The organism is uncultured Winogradskyella sp. (assembly GCF_947498345.1).
GTDB lineage: Bacteria > Bacteroidota > Bacteroidia > Flavobacteriales > Flavobacteriaceae > Winogradskyella.
In genome coordinates, this window is the sequence record NZ_CANMJY010000010.1 from 15,872 (window position 1) to 33,787 (window position 17,916).

Here is a 17,916-nt window from a genome sequence, read left to right on the forward strand (position 1 = left end):
TCTTAAATAAAAATGACCACCAACGACGATAACATATTAATAGACGCTATTAATAATGGCGATACTAAAGCTTATGCTAAATTAGTAGATCGCTATAAGGATTTAGTATATACTTTAGCATTACGAATGCTAAAACATAAAGAAGAGGCTGAGGAGGTAGCACAAGACACATTTATTAAGGTGTTTAAATCTTTAGATAAATTTAAAGGAGACTCTAAGTTTTCTACATGGATATATAGAGTAGCATATAACACATGCTTAGATAATATAAAAAAGAACAAGAAATATTTAAATAATGTTGCAATAGATGAGTATACATTTAATAAATTAGATACTATAGATAATGCTTTAGACAATATTATTAACGAGGAAAAAAGTACTCTAATTAAGAATTGTATTAATAAACTACCCGAAGATAGTAGTGCTATATTAACGCTGTTTTATTTTGAAGAGCTATCTCTTGAAGAGATTTCTAAAATTATTAATGTTGAAGCCAACACTGTAAAAGTGAAGCTGTTTAGAGCCCGAAAAAAATTGGCTGTTATTTTAGAACAGTATTTGCAACCACAAAATATACTTGATTATGGAAAAGGATAATAAAAAAATAGAAGATTTAGTTAATAAGCTAATGGCTGCAGATAGTTTAGAACAAGCACCTACTGGTTTTACAGATAATGTGATGTCAAAAATTGAAGCTTTGTCCAATACTAAAACTACTGTATATAAACCTTTAATTCCTAAATATATACTATGGTTAGTTGGTACAGGTTTTATAGCCATAGTCAGTTATATATTATTTAAACAACCCACAGGATCTAGTACCTTATCTGAAAGATTTAATTTACCAGAAGTATCATTAAATCCCTTTGAAGGTTTATCGTTTGAGTTTTCTAATACTTTAATGTATGCCGTGGTTTTATTTGCTATAATGTTAAGTATTCAAATACCTATATTAAAGCAATATTTTAATAATCGATTATCTTATTAATTTGGGTAGTACCAAAATGGAATTCTAGAATGATAGAATTGTTGAGTGTCTTTTTTTCTAATACGTTTTCTAAGTACTTTTAGTAGATGCTTGCCTTCAGGTAAGTTTTTAATACCAACATAAGTTTCAAAACCTTTTTGCCCATTTGTACTTTCACCTATAATAAATTCACTTTTATAATTGGTCGAATCAATTTTTATTGTAAATACTTCATTTAATGTTTTTATGTAAGCCCCTCTTAAACTATCTCGTTTATTCCATGATACTGTAGAGTTGGTAATCATTCTAGATTTTAATCCTCTGAGATCGTCTTCTGGCTTTAGCGTTGGGTTAAAGTCAAAGATATAATCATCAAAGTCATTATCCATGATCATAAACACTTTTAAGTAATTATCTGTAACGACTTTAGATGCAATAGCTACATCTTCAATAAAAGTGTCTTCAGTAAGCGCGTCTTCATAATTACGGCTATCAGCTATAATATTATTAGAGTCCATATCATTACTAAAATAGTTTGATGTTTTATAGCTGTATGTAGAAGCATATACAATTAAAATATAAATAGGAACAAGAGCAAAACTAACCCTTCTTCCAAATTTATTATCCAAAAAGTTATAGACAAGTGGACGATATAAAAATGATAGTGTCACCTTACTAAAAACCCAATATATAGGGAAATATATTCGACTTATCCATTTCTTTTTCTTTAACCAGCCTAGCAATATAAAATCCAAAAAAGTTAGAAACATTCCTGTAACAAAAAAAACTAGTAGCGGAGCACCTATCCAAATTCCTAGATTATTATTAATATTATCATTATCAAGCAATGATGTAATTATTAATACAATGGTTAATATACTAAAGGTAAAGGCTAAGACATAGAAAATTAGTAAGAAAGAAATGGCGAATAAGATGCTACAATAGTTTTCTAACCTGCCAATATATCTATCAAAAGAGCCTACCTTTTTTTTAAGGTATTTTGTGAATTTTTGACTGTAGTTAAGTTCTTCGTAGTCAATATCTCCAGAGACATACCTTAAGCCTAGAGCTCCAATCCAAAGCCCTCTTAAAATAACATGCAACAAGAGATTGAAAATAAGAATGGCACAAGAAACCATGACTACTGTTAGTACAATCCATGAATAAACTTTTTCATCATTTTGAGCTGCTGATGCCGCAATCCTTATATGAGGAAATGCAGTAAATAATCCAAAAATGGCAAAACCAGAAATTAGTAATTCTAACTGCCAGCTTTCTTCTTGTAGCTTCTGGAGTAATTTTTTAAATGCAGGATTATTATAATCTTGACTCATTGTTGGCTAATTTAATTTACCCTAAATTTAGGGATATTCCATTAATTTCAACTTTTTTATTCAAATTTTGAAACCCTTTTCATTTTTCTTCGTTTTTATACACAAAGAGATGGACAAAACCATATGCAAAATCAAATAGATAGTTTATTAATACAAGCCTGTAAAAAAGGAAATCAAGTTGCGCAGATGCAGGTTTATGATAACTATTGTAAAGCTATGTTTACCATAGCTTACCGCTATTTAAACGACAAAGAAAGTGCTAAGGACGCCATGCAGGAAGGATTTCTCAAAGCGTTTACAAATATAGAAAGTTACCAACCAAACGCAACATTTGGTGCTTGGTTAAAACGCATCGTCATTAATCAATGTTTAGATACTATAAAGAAAGAAAGATTTGAGTTTAGCAATGATCAAATTGAAACGCTTCAACTCATTGAAGATGATAATTGGGATTTTGACAGTTTCATTTCTAAACAAGACATACTAGTAGCTATAGACCAGCTGAGTTATAAATATAAAATCGTAGTAAAACTGTATTTAATTGAAGGTTATGATCATCAGGAAATTTCAGAAATATTAGATATACCGATTAAAACCTCAAGGACACATTTAAGAAGAGGTAAAGCAAAATTAAGAGACCTATTAAAACCAAAGTATAATGAAGCGAGATATTAGAGATTTATTTAAAGAGGAAGACCAATTAGAGATACTTCAGGAGAATCATAGAGCAGAGTTTTTAGAGAAGCTTCAAAAACAGGCAAAGAAAAAATCTAGTACATTTTTTTGGTTAAGTGTTGCGGCCATTGCGATAATTGCCTTAACTGTTGGCTTCAATATTTTTTATGACTCAACTACAGAGCAAGAAGTTTCGTCAGTGGTGGCACAAATAGAAGCAGTTGAAGCTGAGTATTTAGAAGATATAGAACAAGAATGGCAAAACTTTATAGCTATTGCAGAAGATGAGGTTTTGGTGACAAGGTTTAAGAAAAAATTAGACGAATTAGATAAGAATTATCAGGAGATTTCCGTGCAGTTTAAGAACGACCCTAATAATATTATAGCTATAGAAAACTTAATCGATAATTTACAAACGCGGCTTCAGATATTAAAGGATATACAAGAACATATTAAAATATTAAATCAAAATAACGAACACTATGAAAAATCAATTTAAACTCTCATTGCTGATGCTCATCACATCAGCAGTAGTTTATGCTCAAAAAACGTCTGAATTTGAAATGGACGAAAAGTATACTATTTATAAAGAAAATTTTACTACAAATGACAATACAACTTTGGTGTTAAATTTAAAAAGTACTACCGCTCAGGTGTTAGAGTCACCAGATGATAAAGTATATATTGAGTATACAAAAGAATTTAGAAATACTAGAAAAAAAAAGATAGAAGCCCAGTTGAAACTTCTTGAGGTTTCGGGAAAAAAGGAAGGTAATAAAATCACCTATTCATCAAGGAGTAGAATGAATATAGGTGATAGGATGTATAGTTTCCATGAAATATTAATCGGTCGTTTTGAAGGAAAGCAATCTCTTAAAGATTCATTGCCAAAAGCAATTAAAAGAAAATCATTAGATTCTATTTTACACGAAATTAAAGATGCAGAATCATTATATAGAAATAAAATACTAGGCGGATTAACAAGAAAACCTCGGACAAGTAAGCAGAAAAAAAGAGATCAGATCATTATTAGTAAAATGGTTATAAAGATTCCTAAAAATATACATGTAAGAGCTACTTTAGAGAATTCAAATTTAGTTTTTATGAATGATTTTTATAATCGCGCAACAATGAATGTTAGAAATTCCAGATTGAGATTTAAGTCACTTGGTAATGCACTTAATAATTTTGATTTTGATAATGGGTATTTCAATGCTGAAGAGGTTTCTGGTGGTAGTTATAGTTTTGCTAATGCAAAAGAAGTAAGAATAGGTCATTTGAGCAATTCTATATTAAACACAGAATTTACAAAAGTAGAAATAGGTGAAATAGGTAAAAAAGTGGACCTAATAGATTTCACAGGCGAATATTTTCTTTACAATTGGACTGAAGATTTTAATACCTTTAATTTAAACTCTGAGTACTCTAAAATTCACATATTTAAACCAAAAACCAATTACGGATTTAAAGTGTTTGGTAATAACATTAAAAATATAACTAAAGGTTTCAATGCTGACCTACAGTCTAACGCTTCGGGTGAAAAATATTTGGTATTAGAAAAAAAGCCAAACGAAAATGAGCTCAGTACAGGGCAAATAGATTTTGATATGGTAAATGGTATTATATATAGCTATGAAGACTAGTTAAAACTAGAACAATAACTTTACAACTTTGCAAACCTAATACCAGCGCTTTTTCTTTTTCTTAGAAGCTGTACTTTTACGCCCTTTTTTATACTTACTACCTTTCTTTTTATGAACTATAGGTTTAGCTTTTGGGTCTAAAGGATAGGGGTGATTAGTTTCAATAGGTATTTGTACGTTAATATAATCCTCAATAGTTTTTACATAGCTTTTTTCGTCGGCAGAACACATGGCATACGCTTTACCGATATGACCGGCACGACCAGTTCTTCCTATTCTATGCACATAGGTTTCGGCAACGTTAGGCATGTCAAAATTAAAAACATTGTCAAGTTCGTTAACATCAATACCACGAGCAGCGACATCTGTAGCAATGAGGATTTTTATATAACCATTTTTAAACTTATTTAGAGCTGTTTGCCGATCACTCTGGTTTTTGTCTCCATGAATACTATCTACCTTATAACCGTTTTTAAGTAAGGTCTGTTCTAGTTTATTGACACCAAATTTTGTACGTCTAAAAATGAGTACATTGCCTTTTATGGTGTTTCGCATTAAGTGTAAGCACAATTCTATTTTATTACGTTTAGGGACATAATAAAGCACCTGACTCACATCTTTTGCTATTGAGTGCGTTGGTGTAACGTCAATACGCTCGGGGTTTTTAAGAATACTATTAGCTAATTGTTCAATTTTATAAGGAATTGTTGCAGAAAATAGCAAGGTTTGTTTATCCTCTGGACATAGACGTACTATCTTTTTTACATCATCAATAAAGCCCATTGCCAACATTAAATCTGCTTCGTCTAAAACTAAAGTTTCTATATAGTCTAGATTGATATAATCTTGCTTGTGTAAGTCGAGGAGTCGACCAGGTGTGGCTACTAAGATATCTACTCCTTTTTTTAAAACATCAATTTGTGGTTCAATAGAAGTACCACCAAAAATCACAAAGGATCTTAAGTTAGAAAACTGCGCGTAGGTTTTAAAATTCTGCTGAATTTGAGATGCCAATTCTCGTGTTGGACTTACAATTAAAGCTCTTATTTTTTTACCACGTTTAGGTGCATCTTGCTTATCAAAAAGCTGCTGTAAAATAGGTAATGCAAAAGTAGCTGTTTTACCAGTTCCTGTTTGGGCAGAAACGATAACATCTTTTTGATCTAAAATTGGTGGAATGCCTTTTTGCTGCACCAAAGTAGGCTCTATATACCCTGAAGCATCAATAGCTTTAAGAAGCGGTTTTATAAGTTTTAGGTCTTTAAATGACATTTACTTGATTTTGGGCAAAGGTAGAACAATATTTTACCAACGTTGTTTAACCCAGTCGTTTTGTTCTTGTTCTGTTAAAAAGGTCCAGGCTATGAATCGGCTCACTTTTTGTCCCTGACCCATATCTATGGTTTTTACATTTTTAGTTTTCACTTTTTGTAGAACCTTATAAGTTGGTTTTAGTGTAGCTTCCTTTGAAATTAAACTTGTAAACCAAAGACATTGTTTACCGAAGTGTCTACTTTCATAAATCATATCTTTTACAAAACGCGCTTCGCCACCCTTTGTCCAAAGTTCATTGTGTTGTCCGCCAAAGTTGAGGGTTGGTTTTCCTTTAGTTTTACCTTTTAAGTTTTTGAGCTTTCTTAAGCTTGCTTTTTGAGCTTCCTCTTTTGAGGCATGAAATGGCGGATTGCAAACGGTGAAGTCTATCTTTTCTTCTGGCTTAATAATACCTTTAAAAAATGTGCTAGAGTGTTCTTGCTGTCTAATATCTATATGAGACTTTAAATTTGGGTTTTGTACAACGATTTGTTTTGCTGAGCTAATGGCAGTACCATCGGTATCACAGCCAATAAATGACCAACCATACTCATGGTTTCCAATAATTGGGTAGATACAATTGGCACCAACACCAATATCTAAACCTTTGATGTGATGTCCTTTTGGAATTTTAGAGTGGTTTTCGCTCAAAAGATCTGAGATATAATGTATATAATCTGCACGTCCAGGAATTGGAGGGCATAAATAATGTTTTGGGATTTCCCAAAATTCCAAATTATAATGATGTTTTAATAATGCCTTGTTTAGAGCTAGAACAGCATTTGGATTAAAGAAATCGACAGAATCATCACCATATTTATTTGGTGAAACAAAAGTAGCAAGCTCAGGTGAGTTTTTAATAAGTGCATCAAAATTATAACGTGCTCTATGTTGACTTCTTGGATGAAGTTTAGATTTTACTTTTGAATGTTCTTTTTTCCTTTGCAAGTTACAGGGCTTTTCTTGTTGCAAAGGTAATGTAAACTTATAGGTTTAAACTTTTGTTTTCTCAGCAATAATGTATAGGTAATCACCTAGTCCATTTTCATAAGACTTTACGAGGTCATTTATTTTTCCAGAGTCAATATCCATCCGTAAGTTTTTCAATCCTTTTTCAACCTCGTCTTTATTGGCTAAAGCACTAAAGGAAGAAATACCCTGACGTATGTTGTCGTCAAAATACAATTCCGGGTTTTGCTTACCACAATACAAAAACTGATCTTGTAAATCGGGTTTAATATTATAAGCTTCGGTAGCTGTTATTTTAAGACCAGCAGAGATCATAGCATCTTTAACGGTTTGTAGGGAGGGCATTTGTACCATAGAATCGTCTAACATTTTTGGAAAGTAATGGTTGAGCCAATAACCCATCATTTGTTGTGGAGTAGAAGTAAAGAGTACTATTTTTCCATTGGGTTTAAGCACAAGGTTTAATTCTGAAAATGCTCTTGATAAATTCGTCCAATGATGAATGGTCAACGTTCCGATTATACCATCTATACTACTTTGCGTTAAATTTGTGTTTTCTGCAGTACCTATTTGCCATTGTATATTTTGATTTCTTTGTCTTGCTTTTTGAAGCATTTCAATAGATGGATCAATACCAATAAAGGTAAAACCGCTTTTCTGAAATTCGTTGGTATAATTACCTGTACCACAACCAATGTCTAAATACAAACCATTTTTTGTAGGATTCAAATGTTTTAGAAGTTGCTCAGTTAAAAAAGGATTGGCTTTCCGTGTTTGATTATAGTTGATTCCTATTTTGTTGTATTTGGTTGACATAAATTTAATTTCTATAATAGTAATTTAAGAATGTCACATTGAGCGCAGTCGAAATGTATTAGAAGTTCTGGTTAATAATGTTTTCTACTGCGCTCAAACTGACAGAAACACCTTAAGAGATACAGTTATTCAAAGGTAATAATCAAATCGTCTTGTTTAACCATGCTTCCCTCATCTAAAGTAATGGATTTTATCTTACCTGCTTTATGCGCTGTAACAGTAGTTTCCATTTTCATGGCTTCAATAACAAATAAAGGGTCGTTCTCTTTAATAGCTTGTCCTTTTTTAACTAACACTTTATATAAAGATCCTTGCAATGGCGCGCCAATTTGATTACTGTCTTCTGTATCAATTTTAACGTTTTCCTGTTTTTTAATATTTAAGGATTTGTCAAGCACTTCAACATATCTGTTTTCGCCATTGACTTTAAAAAACACAATGCGTTTACCTTCGTCATTTGGAATACCAACTGATAATAATTTTACAATAACCGTTTTACCAGGTTCTAACGTAATTAAAGTTTCCTCACGTAACTTCATACCGTAGAAGAAGTTCTTTGTTGGGATTAAAGCGACATTACCATAATTCTTGTAGTTTTCATGAGCTTTATCAAACACTTTTGGATATAAGGTGTAGGATAGGAAATCTTCCATTTCTATCGCTCTTGTGAACCCTTTTTGATAAGTATCTTTAAACGCTTTATACTCCTTATCAAAATCTATAGGTTTTAAATGTGCATTTGGCCGATTTGTATAAGGTATTTTGTCTTTGAGTATAATTTTTTGAAGTGCTTTAGGGAACCCTCCAGATGGTTGTCCTAAATCACCTCTAAAGAAGTTAATCACTGATTCTGGAAATGATATTTCCTCACCGCGTTGCATTATATCTTCAGGTGTTAGATTGTTAGTGACCATAAAAATGGCCATATCTCCAACCACTTTAGAACTTGGCGTTACTTTTACCAAGTTGCCAAACATGATATTTACTTTTGCATACATTTTTTTGACTTCGTCAAAGCGATCGCCTAAACCTAAAGCTTCTGCTTGAGGTCTTAAATTAGAATACTGTCCTCCAGGGATCTCATGTTGAAAAACTTCTGCAGTTCCTGCCTTTAAACCAGATTCAAAAGGGTAGTACATCTCTCGTGTATCTTCCCAGAAGTTAGAAAACTGATTGAGTTTTTCCATATCGAAATCTTGTGAACGTTTGTGATATTTCATCATTTCTACCACACCGTTAAAGTTTGGTTGCGATGTTAAACCAGATAAGCCACCAAGCGCCACATCAATAACATCAACACCAGCTTCTATGGCTTTAAGATACGTTGCTGTTTGCAGCGATGAGGTGTCATGAGTGTGCAAATGGATTGGAACATTAACAGTATCCTTTAATGCAGATACTAACTCAGTCGCAGCATATGGTTTTAATAATCCAGCCATGTCCTTAACAGCTATCATATGCGCGCCAGCATTTTCTAAATCTTTAGCCAATTGGGTGTAATATTTAAGATTATACTTGGTTTGGGATGTATCTAAAATATCACCTGTATAACTCAATGCTGCTTCTGCTATGCCTCCTGTTTTATTTCGTACATAATTGATACTAGGTTCCATAGCCTTCACCCAATTGAGTGAATCGAATATTCTAAAAATATCAACTCCGTTTTCCCAGGATTTCTCAACAAATTTTTCAATGAGATTATCTGGGTAGGCTTTGTAACCAACAGCATTAGAACCACGCAATAGCATTTGGAATAAGATATTAGGAATCGCTTCTCTAAGCTGCTTTAACCGCGTCCATGGACTTTCGTGAAGAAAACGTAAACAAACATCGAAAGTTGCTCCTCCCCATACTTCCATACTAAAGATATTCGGGTGATTTTTAGCAAAACTTTCAGCTACTTTTAGCATATCGTATGTTCGCATACGAGTTGCCAAAAGTGACTGATGCGCATCTCGCATCGTCGTGTCTGTATAATGGATTTTCTTTTCATCTTTAAGCCATTGACAGAATTTTTCTGGACCAAGCTTAGTTAATAAATCTTTGGTTCCTTTTGGATATGCAGTATTTCTATCAAACTTTGGAATTTTTGCATCTCTAAAGACCTTGTTATTATCAATAAATTTTACATCTGGATTGCCATTTACTATAACTTCAGCGAGATAATTTATGGCTTTTGAGGTTCGATCTTGAGGTAATTTTATTTTAAATAATTCTGGTGTATTCTGAATAAAATTCACATTCACTTTACCTTCCATAAAGGTTTTATGTTGTATTACATTTTGAAGAAAGTGAATATTGGTTTTTACACCTCTAATTCTAAATTCGCGTAAAGCTCGCGACATTTTTCTGATAGCTCCATCTAATGTTCTGCCATGTGCAGAAACCTTTACGAGCATAGAGTCAAAAAATGGACTTACATTATAACTTTGATAGATACTGCCAGCATCTAAACGAATTCCCATACCAGAAGCACTACGGTAGGTTGTTATAGCACCATAATCTGGCGTGAAATTGTTTTCTGGGTCTTCGGTAGTTAATCGGCATTGTAAAGCGAAGCCATAAGTAGCTAAACTATCCTGAGCGTAAATCTTAATTTGTTTATCTGATAATTTATAACCTCCAGCAATAAAGATTTGTGTTTTTACTAAATCAATTCCTGTTACCATTTCTGTAACTGTATGCTCTACTTGAATTCTAGGATTGACTTCAATAAAGTAAATGTTGTCTTGTTGATCGACTAAAAATTCAACAGTACCAATATTGTTATAGTTCACTTCAGATGTGATGTTGACAGCATATTTATATAGTGCATCTTTAACATCTTGAGAAACATTAAAAGAAGGTGCAACTTCAACTACTTTTTGATGTCGACGCTGTACGGAACAATCGCGCTCAAATAAATGACGAATATTTCCATGTCTATCTGCAACAATCTGTACTTCGATATGCTTTGGGTTTTCTACATATTTTTCAAGAAACATAGTGTCGTCTCCAAAAGCATTCAATGCTTCATTACGTGCTGAACTAAAATTTGCTTCTAAATCTTCATTAGAACGAATCACACGCATACCACGACCTCCACCACCAGATGCCGCTTTAAGCATTACTGGATATCCAATTCTATTGGCTTCAGAAATAGCCATATTTAATGTGTTTAAATCACCTTTATTACTTTCTATGATTGGGACATTACATTGAACGGCTATCTTTTTTGCCGTGATTTTATCACCCAAAGCGTCCATCACTTCAGGATCTGGACCAATAAAGATGATACCGTTTTCGGCACATCGTCTGGCAAACTCTGAGTTTTCGGACAAAAAACCATAACCTGGATGAATAGCATCGACGTTTTTAGATTTTGCCAAAGCCACAATTTCCTCAATATTTAAATAAGGCTTTAAGGGGTCATTATTTTCACCTATCTGATAGGCTTCATCAGCTTTGTAACGGTGTTGCGAATAACGATCTTCGTAAGTGTAAATGGCTACGGTATTTATATTTAGTTCTGAGCATGCTCTCAAAACCCGTATAGCAATTTCGCTACGGTTAGCGACTAATATTTTTTTAATCTTCATGATGGATAGGTTAGGTTTATTTGATGATATAAGGGTTTTCGTTAACGTAATTTCTGGTTATAAAATCTAAGCCATTGCTTAGAAGTTCTCCCATGTTTTTAGACTTTTTAAAGTTAACGTCTTTAGTTAATCTAAAAAGTTCTGCTCTTAACTCACTTATTTTTTCTGGTGTAGAAATGATATCTTTTCGCATACAACTTAGCAAGTCCTCTAAACGTTCACGTTCACTTGTTGCACGCTTAGCCAGTAGTGAGCGTTCTTCTTTTTCGTATTGTTCAATGGACTCTTTAGCGAGAACTTTTAGAGTCATATCAACAAGAGCATTATTCTCTTTTAAAAACTGAGGTTTATAAACTTTAGGGTTGCCTTCGTAACTCTGTTGGTCAAAATCTATGGCCCGGATTCGATATTGTACTCTATCAAAATCTTGCGTAATAACAACAACGTAATTATAAGAGCGCATATCTGCGAGCAATCGCACAAAGCAACGCTCATTGAATTTTACAAATTCTTTAGCTAAAGCACGTTTGTCTTGTTCGGAAAGTGTATTGAGATGATGATGAATAAAGGTGTCACCGGGAATACCTAAGATATGCTCTTCGATAAGCGTATCCTTATGCACTAAAAAATTAATATGGTTTGGGGATAAGAGGTGTTCTAATTCTAAACCGTAAATGCGTGACGCGTCTGCCTTTTTTATGTATAGAAATATATAATTATCATTAAGAATATTTCTCACCTTTACACGGAATGGTTTTGTATTACCAAAGGTGCAAAAATCAATACTGTCAATATTTAGATAAGGAATAATATTTTCGCTACCATCGGAGTGTAAGATAGAATACATTTGTTTAAGACTATGCTCAATTTCATCACGCTCGTATTCAGCATAGTAACAGCTTATCCAGAGTGTATCATTTCCATCATTATCAAAAATTTCTATAGCACCTTGAAAGCGTAACAGGTCATCATAAAAAATGGGTATTTTTATATTTCTAGCTTGCTCACTGAGATAATCTGATAGACAACTACTTATAGGAAATGCAGGTTTTTTTTTGGATATCAGCTTTTCACTCATAACAATTATTGATTAGATTTAAGGTAACAGGATAAAAATAAACAACTATAACTACAACGTTTTCGTGAAAATTACATAAATTATTAATGTGCTGTATATTAGGTGTTTAAATAATAGATGTATGGTAGATTATAACTATGAGTTGAAATGATTTTCAAAAAAAACCGATGTACTCCGTATATTCTATTTTTTAAGAGTTAACGTAAGAAAAATTTCAAGCGTTTTTTTAAGCGCTGGGGAATAGACTCACTATTAAGTAAAAGCTTAAGATGTGATCGATTTTTGTTTTCGGAAAATAGTAATTCAAATAATTGAAAAATTGAAATACTATTTTTAGTACTTTCAATCAATTTAAAAGTGTCTCCGGTTGTTACTTCTCCTTCTTCTATAACCCTAACATAACTACCAGAATAGCCATGCTCAATGAATTGTTGCAAAACGTCGTCTGTACCAAACTTATGAGCAAACTTAAAACAAGGTTCTCTTGGGATAGTGATTTGTACCACAGCTTTACCTAGTTGATAGATATCTCCAATAATGAGCTGTTTTTCATCTAAGTTTTCAACGGTTAAGTTTTCACCCAGCATGCCGTAAGTCCAATCTAGATTTGGGTATAAGCCTTGCCAATAAGGATAGTGATCGGCAGAAAATAAATAACAGGCTTTAAACTCACCTCCATGTACACGTCTATCCGAAACTTCATCACCTCTGACGTCTTCTTTGCCTAAATGGATGGGTGCATTAGTGGGTTTTTTATAAATACCAGTTGTAACCTTTTTACCTTCCCATATAAAAGTAGTAGGCTTCGCTATATTGGTAGAAATGATTTTCAAAATTCTGAAATTGTTTACAGGATTAAAGGTATAAAAAAAGCGCAAGTTTATTCAACTCGCGCTCTTTAGCTATTAATCCTTAGGGATAACTTAATTAATCTTGTTAGGGCTACAAAATTAAAGTTATTATAACGTTCAAAAATTGATGTATGATAAGAAATTCAGGTACTTTATAACGCTTTTCTTATTCTACTAAGGCTTTCTGTAGTGATACCTAAATAGGATGCTATGTGATAGTTTTTTACACTCTTTTCTATATTAGGATAGGTTTTAATAAAATCTAAATAACGTTCCTTGGCTGTTTTAGAAAGATTAGATAAAATTCGTTTTTGAAATGCAGCAAAAGCTTTTTCGAGCTTTACTCTAAAGAAGTGCTCTATTTTTGGGATTTTTTCATACAAAAGCTCCTTGTCTTGTTCTGTAATTTTATAAATGATTGCATCTTGAATAACCTCAATATTCATTATAGCTTTTGATGATGTAAAAAAAGCCGTGTAATCACTAATCCACCAATCTTTAATACCAAATTGAACCGTATATTCTTTACCATCAGAATCTATATGAAACGACCTTAAACAACCTTCTAGGATATAATATTGTTCGTTAACACTTTCACCAGCAGTAAGTAAAATGGCTCCCTTTTTAACATTGATTTTATGAAATACAGATTCTATAAGTTTTATTTCTTCAGCTGTAAAAACTAGGTCTTTAAAAATCTCTTTTATCTTAGAGTTATCGGAACGCACACAAGGTTAATTATTAGGTTTAAGTTACGTAAAAGCTTTTAAATGAAGATGTTAAATTCGATATTAGAAATTTAAAAAGGTTAATCGGCTTTTTTATATAAGAAAAACCACCTAGAAAAATCCAAGTGGTTTTTTAGTCATACAATAGTGTAAATCTATTCTATTTTTTTAGCAACGGTTTCTGTTTCTCCTTGATATAAAGTAAAACTTTCTACTTTACCAGACTCATTTTTGTTGAATGTTACTTTTAATGCTGTAACTTTTGCAAAGAAAGTTGTTTCATTTTCAGCATAAACTTCAAATTTTCCCTGACCTGTGGCTTGCCCAAAAATTTGATTGCCCTCTACAGTAACTTCAACATGGAAATTTGGGCCTAACTCATACTTTCCTGCATAGTGTTTTATAATGTCATTAGATAACGTAACCTCTTTTCGGGCTTCTGGCATTGATTTATCAACTTCTTTTCCTACATTTTCAGAATCGGTTATAAAAATGGCTTGGCGTTTGCCATCTACAGATTTAGAAAACTTGTACTCAATAGTACCTTCTTCGAACATAAAACGGTCTTCTGCAAGAGGAAAAATATCAAAAACAGTATTAGTTTCTGATTCTCGCATACTTTTTAGTTTGCCATCTTTCATAAAAATATGTCTAACAGCACCATCTTCAAATTTGTAAGCACCAACCCATTGTTTTAGTTGTTCTTCAGATAATTTTACAACATCTTTCATGGTTGGGTAAGGTTTTCCTATTGCAATAGCGGCTAGATTTTGAGTGACCGCTCCAATATCATTACAACTACAATTACTTAGTCCAATAACATAAACATCTTCTTCAATAAGGTAGATGCCATTTGTAGAGGTTCCGAAAATACCACCACTGTGTGTATAGCCCTTAGAACCTTTCAATGTCATTTCACCAAGACCATAACCATAAGAAATATGTTCTCCATTGTTTAATTCAGATCCGTTAATAGCCTTATTAAATGTTTTAGAACTAATCAGAGTATTATTAGATAATGCGTTTTGCCATTTTAATAAGTCATCGACCGTTGATACTAAGGCACCAGCAGCATGTGGTAAGCTCATACTTAAGTAATTAGCATTTACATAACCATCTGGTTCTTGCTCATAAGGCATTGCTCTATTTTTTATTAATTCTCTATTACTACCATATCTTGAGCTAGACATTCCTAATCGATCAAAAATATTTCTCTTAAGAAAGTTCTCATAAGTATCGCCAGATATGACCTCTATAATTTTGCCAAGAAGTACGTAACCCGAGTTGTTATACCTAAATTCTTCACCTGGATCAAAGTCCATAGGTTCGTTTTTAAAGTAATCGATCAGTTCATCTAAAGTTTTGTCATTTCTGGCAACTTTTACAAGGTTTCCGATACCTGTGTAACTTTTTATTCCAGAGGTATGATTTAACAGCTGATGAACTGTAATCGTTTTGCCGTTGGTTGGATAGTCTGGAATAAACTTAGTAATAGGATCATCTAAGCTCAGTTTACCTTGTTCTTCTAGCATTAAAATAGCCACAGCAGTAAACTGTTTAGTTATAGATGCTAACATAAACACATTTTCAGGTATCATATCTACGTCTAGTTCTAAGTTAGACTTACCTACCGCTTTTCTATAAATGGTTTTTCCATTTTTTGCCACTAAGATTGTAGCACCTGGCATGTCGGATGTATAGGATTGAGATACAATATCATCAAATTGTTGTGTTAGGTCTTGGGCCTGAAAGGTTGTTGTAAAAAGAAAGCAAAGAGTAAGAATTGAAAAAGAGAATTTAGTTTTCATGTGTGTTATAATTGGTTGTTTATGTTGAGACGATTTGTCGAGAGGATAAGTTACAAAAAAACCACTTAGGGTAATCTAAGTGGTTTTTTATAGTAATATGTATATTATGAATGTAAAATCTTATTTGATCATATCATAGCTTCGCTTAATAAAGTTGGTAAGTTCTTCACCTTTAAGTAAACCCTGTGATAAACGCGCCAGGTCTAAACTTTGATTTATTAGACGTTCTTGCTTTTTGCGTGTTTTGGTATTAAGAATCTCATTCACCAGATCGTGATTAGTATTAACAATCAGGTTATACATTTCGGGCATATTACCCATACCAAACATACCGCCACCGCCAGTTTGCTGCATCTCTTTCATTCGACGCATAAACTCTGGTTGCGTAATCATAAATGGTGACGCACTACTGTCCATAGCTTCTAATTGTACCATAAACTTTTCTGATGGTACAACTTCTTTTAAAAGCTCATCTAATTTGGTTTTTTCCTCATCAGATAATTTAGAAATGGTAGTATCGTCTTTCTTAATTAAGTTGTCAACATGGTCAGCATCAACTCGGGCAAAAGAGATATTTTCTTTAGAGGTTTCTAACTTTTGCATTAAGTGACTTACGATAGGTGAATCTAATAATAAGACTTCGTAATCTTTGTCTTTAGCCGCCTGAATATAACTATGTTGTTCATCTTTATTTGAAGCATAAAGAATTACCATTTTATCATCCTTGTCTGTTTGCTTAGCCTTTATAGCATTAGTTAGTTCTTCAAATGTAAAGTACTTACCATCTACAGTTGGATATAAAGCAAAGGCATCGGCTTTCTCAAAGAATTTTTCTTCAGATAGCATACCATATTCAATAACGATTTTAATGTCATCCCATTTCTTTTCAAAATCTTCACGATTATTATTGAATAATGACTTCAATTTATCTGCAACTTTACGTGTAATGTAAGATGAAATTTTCTTTACATTTCCATCGGCTTGTAAATAAGAACGTGATACGTTTAATGGAATGTCTGGTGAATCAATTACACCTCTTAACATGGTTAAGAACTCTGGTACAATACCCTCAACATTATCTGTAACGAATACCTGATTTTGGTATAATTGAATCTTATCCTTTTGAATATTAAGATCATTCGTCATCTTAGGGAAATACAAGATTCCTGTTAAGTTAAACGGATAATCTACATTAAGATGAATATTAAACAATGGCTCTTCAAACTGCATTGGATATAGTTCTCTGTAAAACGAACCATAATCTTCATCTTTTAAATCCGTAGGTTGTTTTGTCCAGGCCGGATTTGGGTTATTGATAATATCATCTACAGTAATTTGCTTGTGAGGCTCAGTAGTTTCTTTGCCTTCGGCATCTGTAGTGGTTTTTGGTGTAAAGTCTGGATCGTTTACTTCTTTAGTTCCGAATTTTATCGGAATAGGCATAAACTTATTATACTTGTTTAATAGCTCACGTATTCTGGCATCTTCTAAAAACTCTGTTGAATCTTCGGCAATATGTAGAATAATTTCTGTTCCTCTATCTTCTTTGTCTGCTTCAACTAAAGTGAATTCCGGAGAACCATCACATGTCCAATGTGCTGCTGGCTCGTCCTTAAATGATTTTGTAATAATCTCTACCTTGTCTGCCACCATAAACGCAGAGTAGAAACCAAGACCAAAATGCCCTATGATTCCAGCATCTTTTTCGGCATCTTTATATTTGTCTAAAAATTCTTCAGCACCTGAGAAAGCAACCTGATTAATGTATTTTTCTACTTCATCAGCACTCATACCCAGACCTTGGTCAATGATATGAAGTTTTTTACCATCCTTATCGACTTTTACCTCGATCTTAGGATTGCCATATTCTACTTTAGCCTCACCAATACTGGTTAAATGTTTTAGTTTTAATGTGGCATCAGTTGCATTACTAATCAGCTCACGTAAAAAGATTTCGTGATCTGAGTATAAGAATTTTTTAATTAACGGAAAGATATTCTCTACCGATACATTAATACTTCCTTTTGTCATTTTATGTCGTTTTTGTCATTCCTGCGAAGGCAAGAATTTAATTAATACAATAATTTGTTTGCTGTATAGGTATAGACAAATAAAATACCAAGACAATATTTGTGACAAGATGACATAAAAAAGC

The 17,916-nt window shown here is 32.8% G+C and carries 15 protein-coding genes; 5 read left to right on the top strand and 10 right to left on the bottom strand.

Annotation, left to right across the window (positions count from 1 at the left end; translation table 11 throughout):
* Positions 1-12: 12 nt before the first annotated feature.
* Entirely contained in the window at positions 13-597 is a 585-nt protein-coding gene (locus Q0912_RS13300; RefSeq protein ID WP_299115883.1) for a sigma-70 family RNA polymerase sigma factor, read from the top strand.
* Complete coding sequence (locus tag Q0912_RS13305; protein WP_299115885.1) at positions 584-988, top strand: hypothetical protein; 405 nt, start codon at positions 584-586, stop codon at positions 986-988. Before Q0912_RS13300 ends, Q0912_RS13305 begins: the two co-directional genes overlap by 14 nt.
* On the opposite strand, the gene Q0912_RS13310 is transcribed toward Q0912_RS13305, so the two are convergent.
* Entirely contained in the window at positions 985-2,301 is a 1,317-nt protein-coding gene (locus tag Q0912_RS13310; protein WP_299115887.1) for a hypothetical protein, read from the bottom strand. The genes Q0912_RS13305 and Q0912_RS13310 overlap by 4 nt on opposite strands.
* Before the next feature lie 123 nt (positions 2,302-2,424).
* Here Q0912_RS13310 and Q0912_RS13315 point away from each other — a divergent pair, with 123 nt between their 5' ends.
* From Q0912_RS13315 to Q0912_RS13325, 3 genes are read left to right on the top strand one after another with little or no spacing between them, the layout of a single operon-like run.
* Positions 2,425-2,976, top strand: coding sequence for a sigma-70 family RNA polymerase sigma factor (locus Q0912_RS13315; RefSeq protein WP_299115889.1), 552 nt, complete (start codon positions 2,425-2,427; stop codon positions 2,974-2,976).
* Positions 2,960-3,475 carry a hypothetical protein gene (locus tag Q0912_RS13320; protein WP_299115891.1) on the top strand — a complete coding sequence of 172 codons (516 nt, stop codon included), beginning with the start codon at positions 2,960-2,962 and terminating at the stop codon, positions 3,473-3,475. Before Q0912_RS13315 ends, Q0912_RS13320 begins: the two co-directional genes overlap by 17 nt.
* A complete protein-coding gene (locus Q0912_RS13325; RefSeq protein ID WP_299115913.1) occupies positions 3,459-4,619 on the top strand; it encodes a hypothetical protein in 1,161 nt (386 codons plus the stop codon). Before Q0912_RS13320 ends, Q0912_RS13325 begins: the two co-directional genes overlap by 17 nt.
* 36 nt (positions 4,620-4,655) lie before the next feature.
* Here the strand turns inward: Q0912_RS13325 and Q0912_RS13330 are convergent, their stop codons facing one another.
* From Q0912_RS13330 to htpG, 9 genes are all read right to left on the bottom strand, one after another.
* The gene (locus Q0912_RS13330) at positions 4,656-5,891 is read right to left on the bottom strand and encodes a DEAD/DEAH box helicase (RefSeq protein WP_299115915.1); all 1,236 of its coding nucleotides are present in this window, start codon (positions 5,889-5,891) and stop codon (positions 4,656-4,658) included.
* Positions 5,892-5,924: 33 nt separating this feature from the next.
* Positions 5,925-6,881: a 23S rRNA (adenine(1618)-N(6))-methyltransferase RlmF gene (gene rlmF, locus Q0912_RS13335; RefSeq protein WP_299115916.1), complete on the bottom strand. Its 957-nt coding sequence runs from the start codon at positions 6,879-6,881 to the stop codon at positions 5,925-5,927.
* Between the two features lie 45 nt (positions 6,882-6,926).
* Positions 6,927-7,718, bottom strand: a complete 792-nt coding sequence (locus Q0912_RS13340) for a class I SAM-dependent methyltransferase (protein ID WP_299115919.1) — start codon at positions 7,716-7,718, stop codon at positions 6,927-6,929.
* A gap of 125 nt (positions 7,719-7,843) precedes the next feature.
* Positions 7,844-11,296 (bottom strand): pyruvate carboxylase, encoded by a 3,453-nt coding sequence (locus tag Q0912_RS13345; RefSeq protein WP_299115921.1) that lies wholly within the window; start codon positions 11,294-11,296, stop codon positions 7,844-7,846.
* 16 nt (positions 11,297-11,312) lie between these two features.
* Positions 11,313-12,374 (bottom strand): hypothetical protein, encoded by a 1,062-nt coding sequence (locus tag Q0912_RS13350; RefSeq protein ID WP_299115923.1) that lies wholly within the window; start codon positions 12,372-12,374, stop codon positions 11,313-11,315.
* Positions 12,375-12,571: 197 nt separating this feature from the next.
* Positions 12,572-13,207, bottom strand: a complete 636-nt coding sequence (locus Q0912_RS13355; protein WP_299115925.1) for an MOSC domain-containing protein — start codon at positions 13,205-13,207, stop codon at positions 12,572-12,574.
* A gap of 170 nt (positions 13,208-13,377) precedes the next feature.
* Complete coding sequence (locus tag Q0912_RS13360; protein WP_299115927.1) at positions 13,378-13,953, bottom strand: Crp/Fnr family transcriptional regulator; 576 nt, start codon at positions 13,951-13,953, stop codon at positions 13,378-13,380.
* A gap of 155 nt (positions 13,954-14,108) precedes the next feature.
* Positions 14,109-15,761 (bottom strand): serine hydrolase, encoded by a 1,653-nt coding sequence (locus Q0912_RS13365; protein ID WP_299115928.1) that lies wholly within the window; start codon positions 15,759-15,761, stop codon positions 14,109-14,111.
* A 120-nt stretch (positions 15,762-15,881) separates the two neighbouring features.
* A complete protein-coding gene (gene htpG, locus Q0912_RS13370; RefSeq protein ID WP_299115929.1) occupies positions 15,882-17,792 on the bottom strand; it encodes a molecular chaperone HtpG in 1,911 nt (636 codons plus the stop codon).
* Positions 17,793-17,916 lie beyond the last annotated feature (124 nt).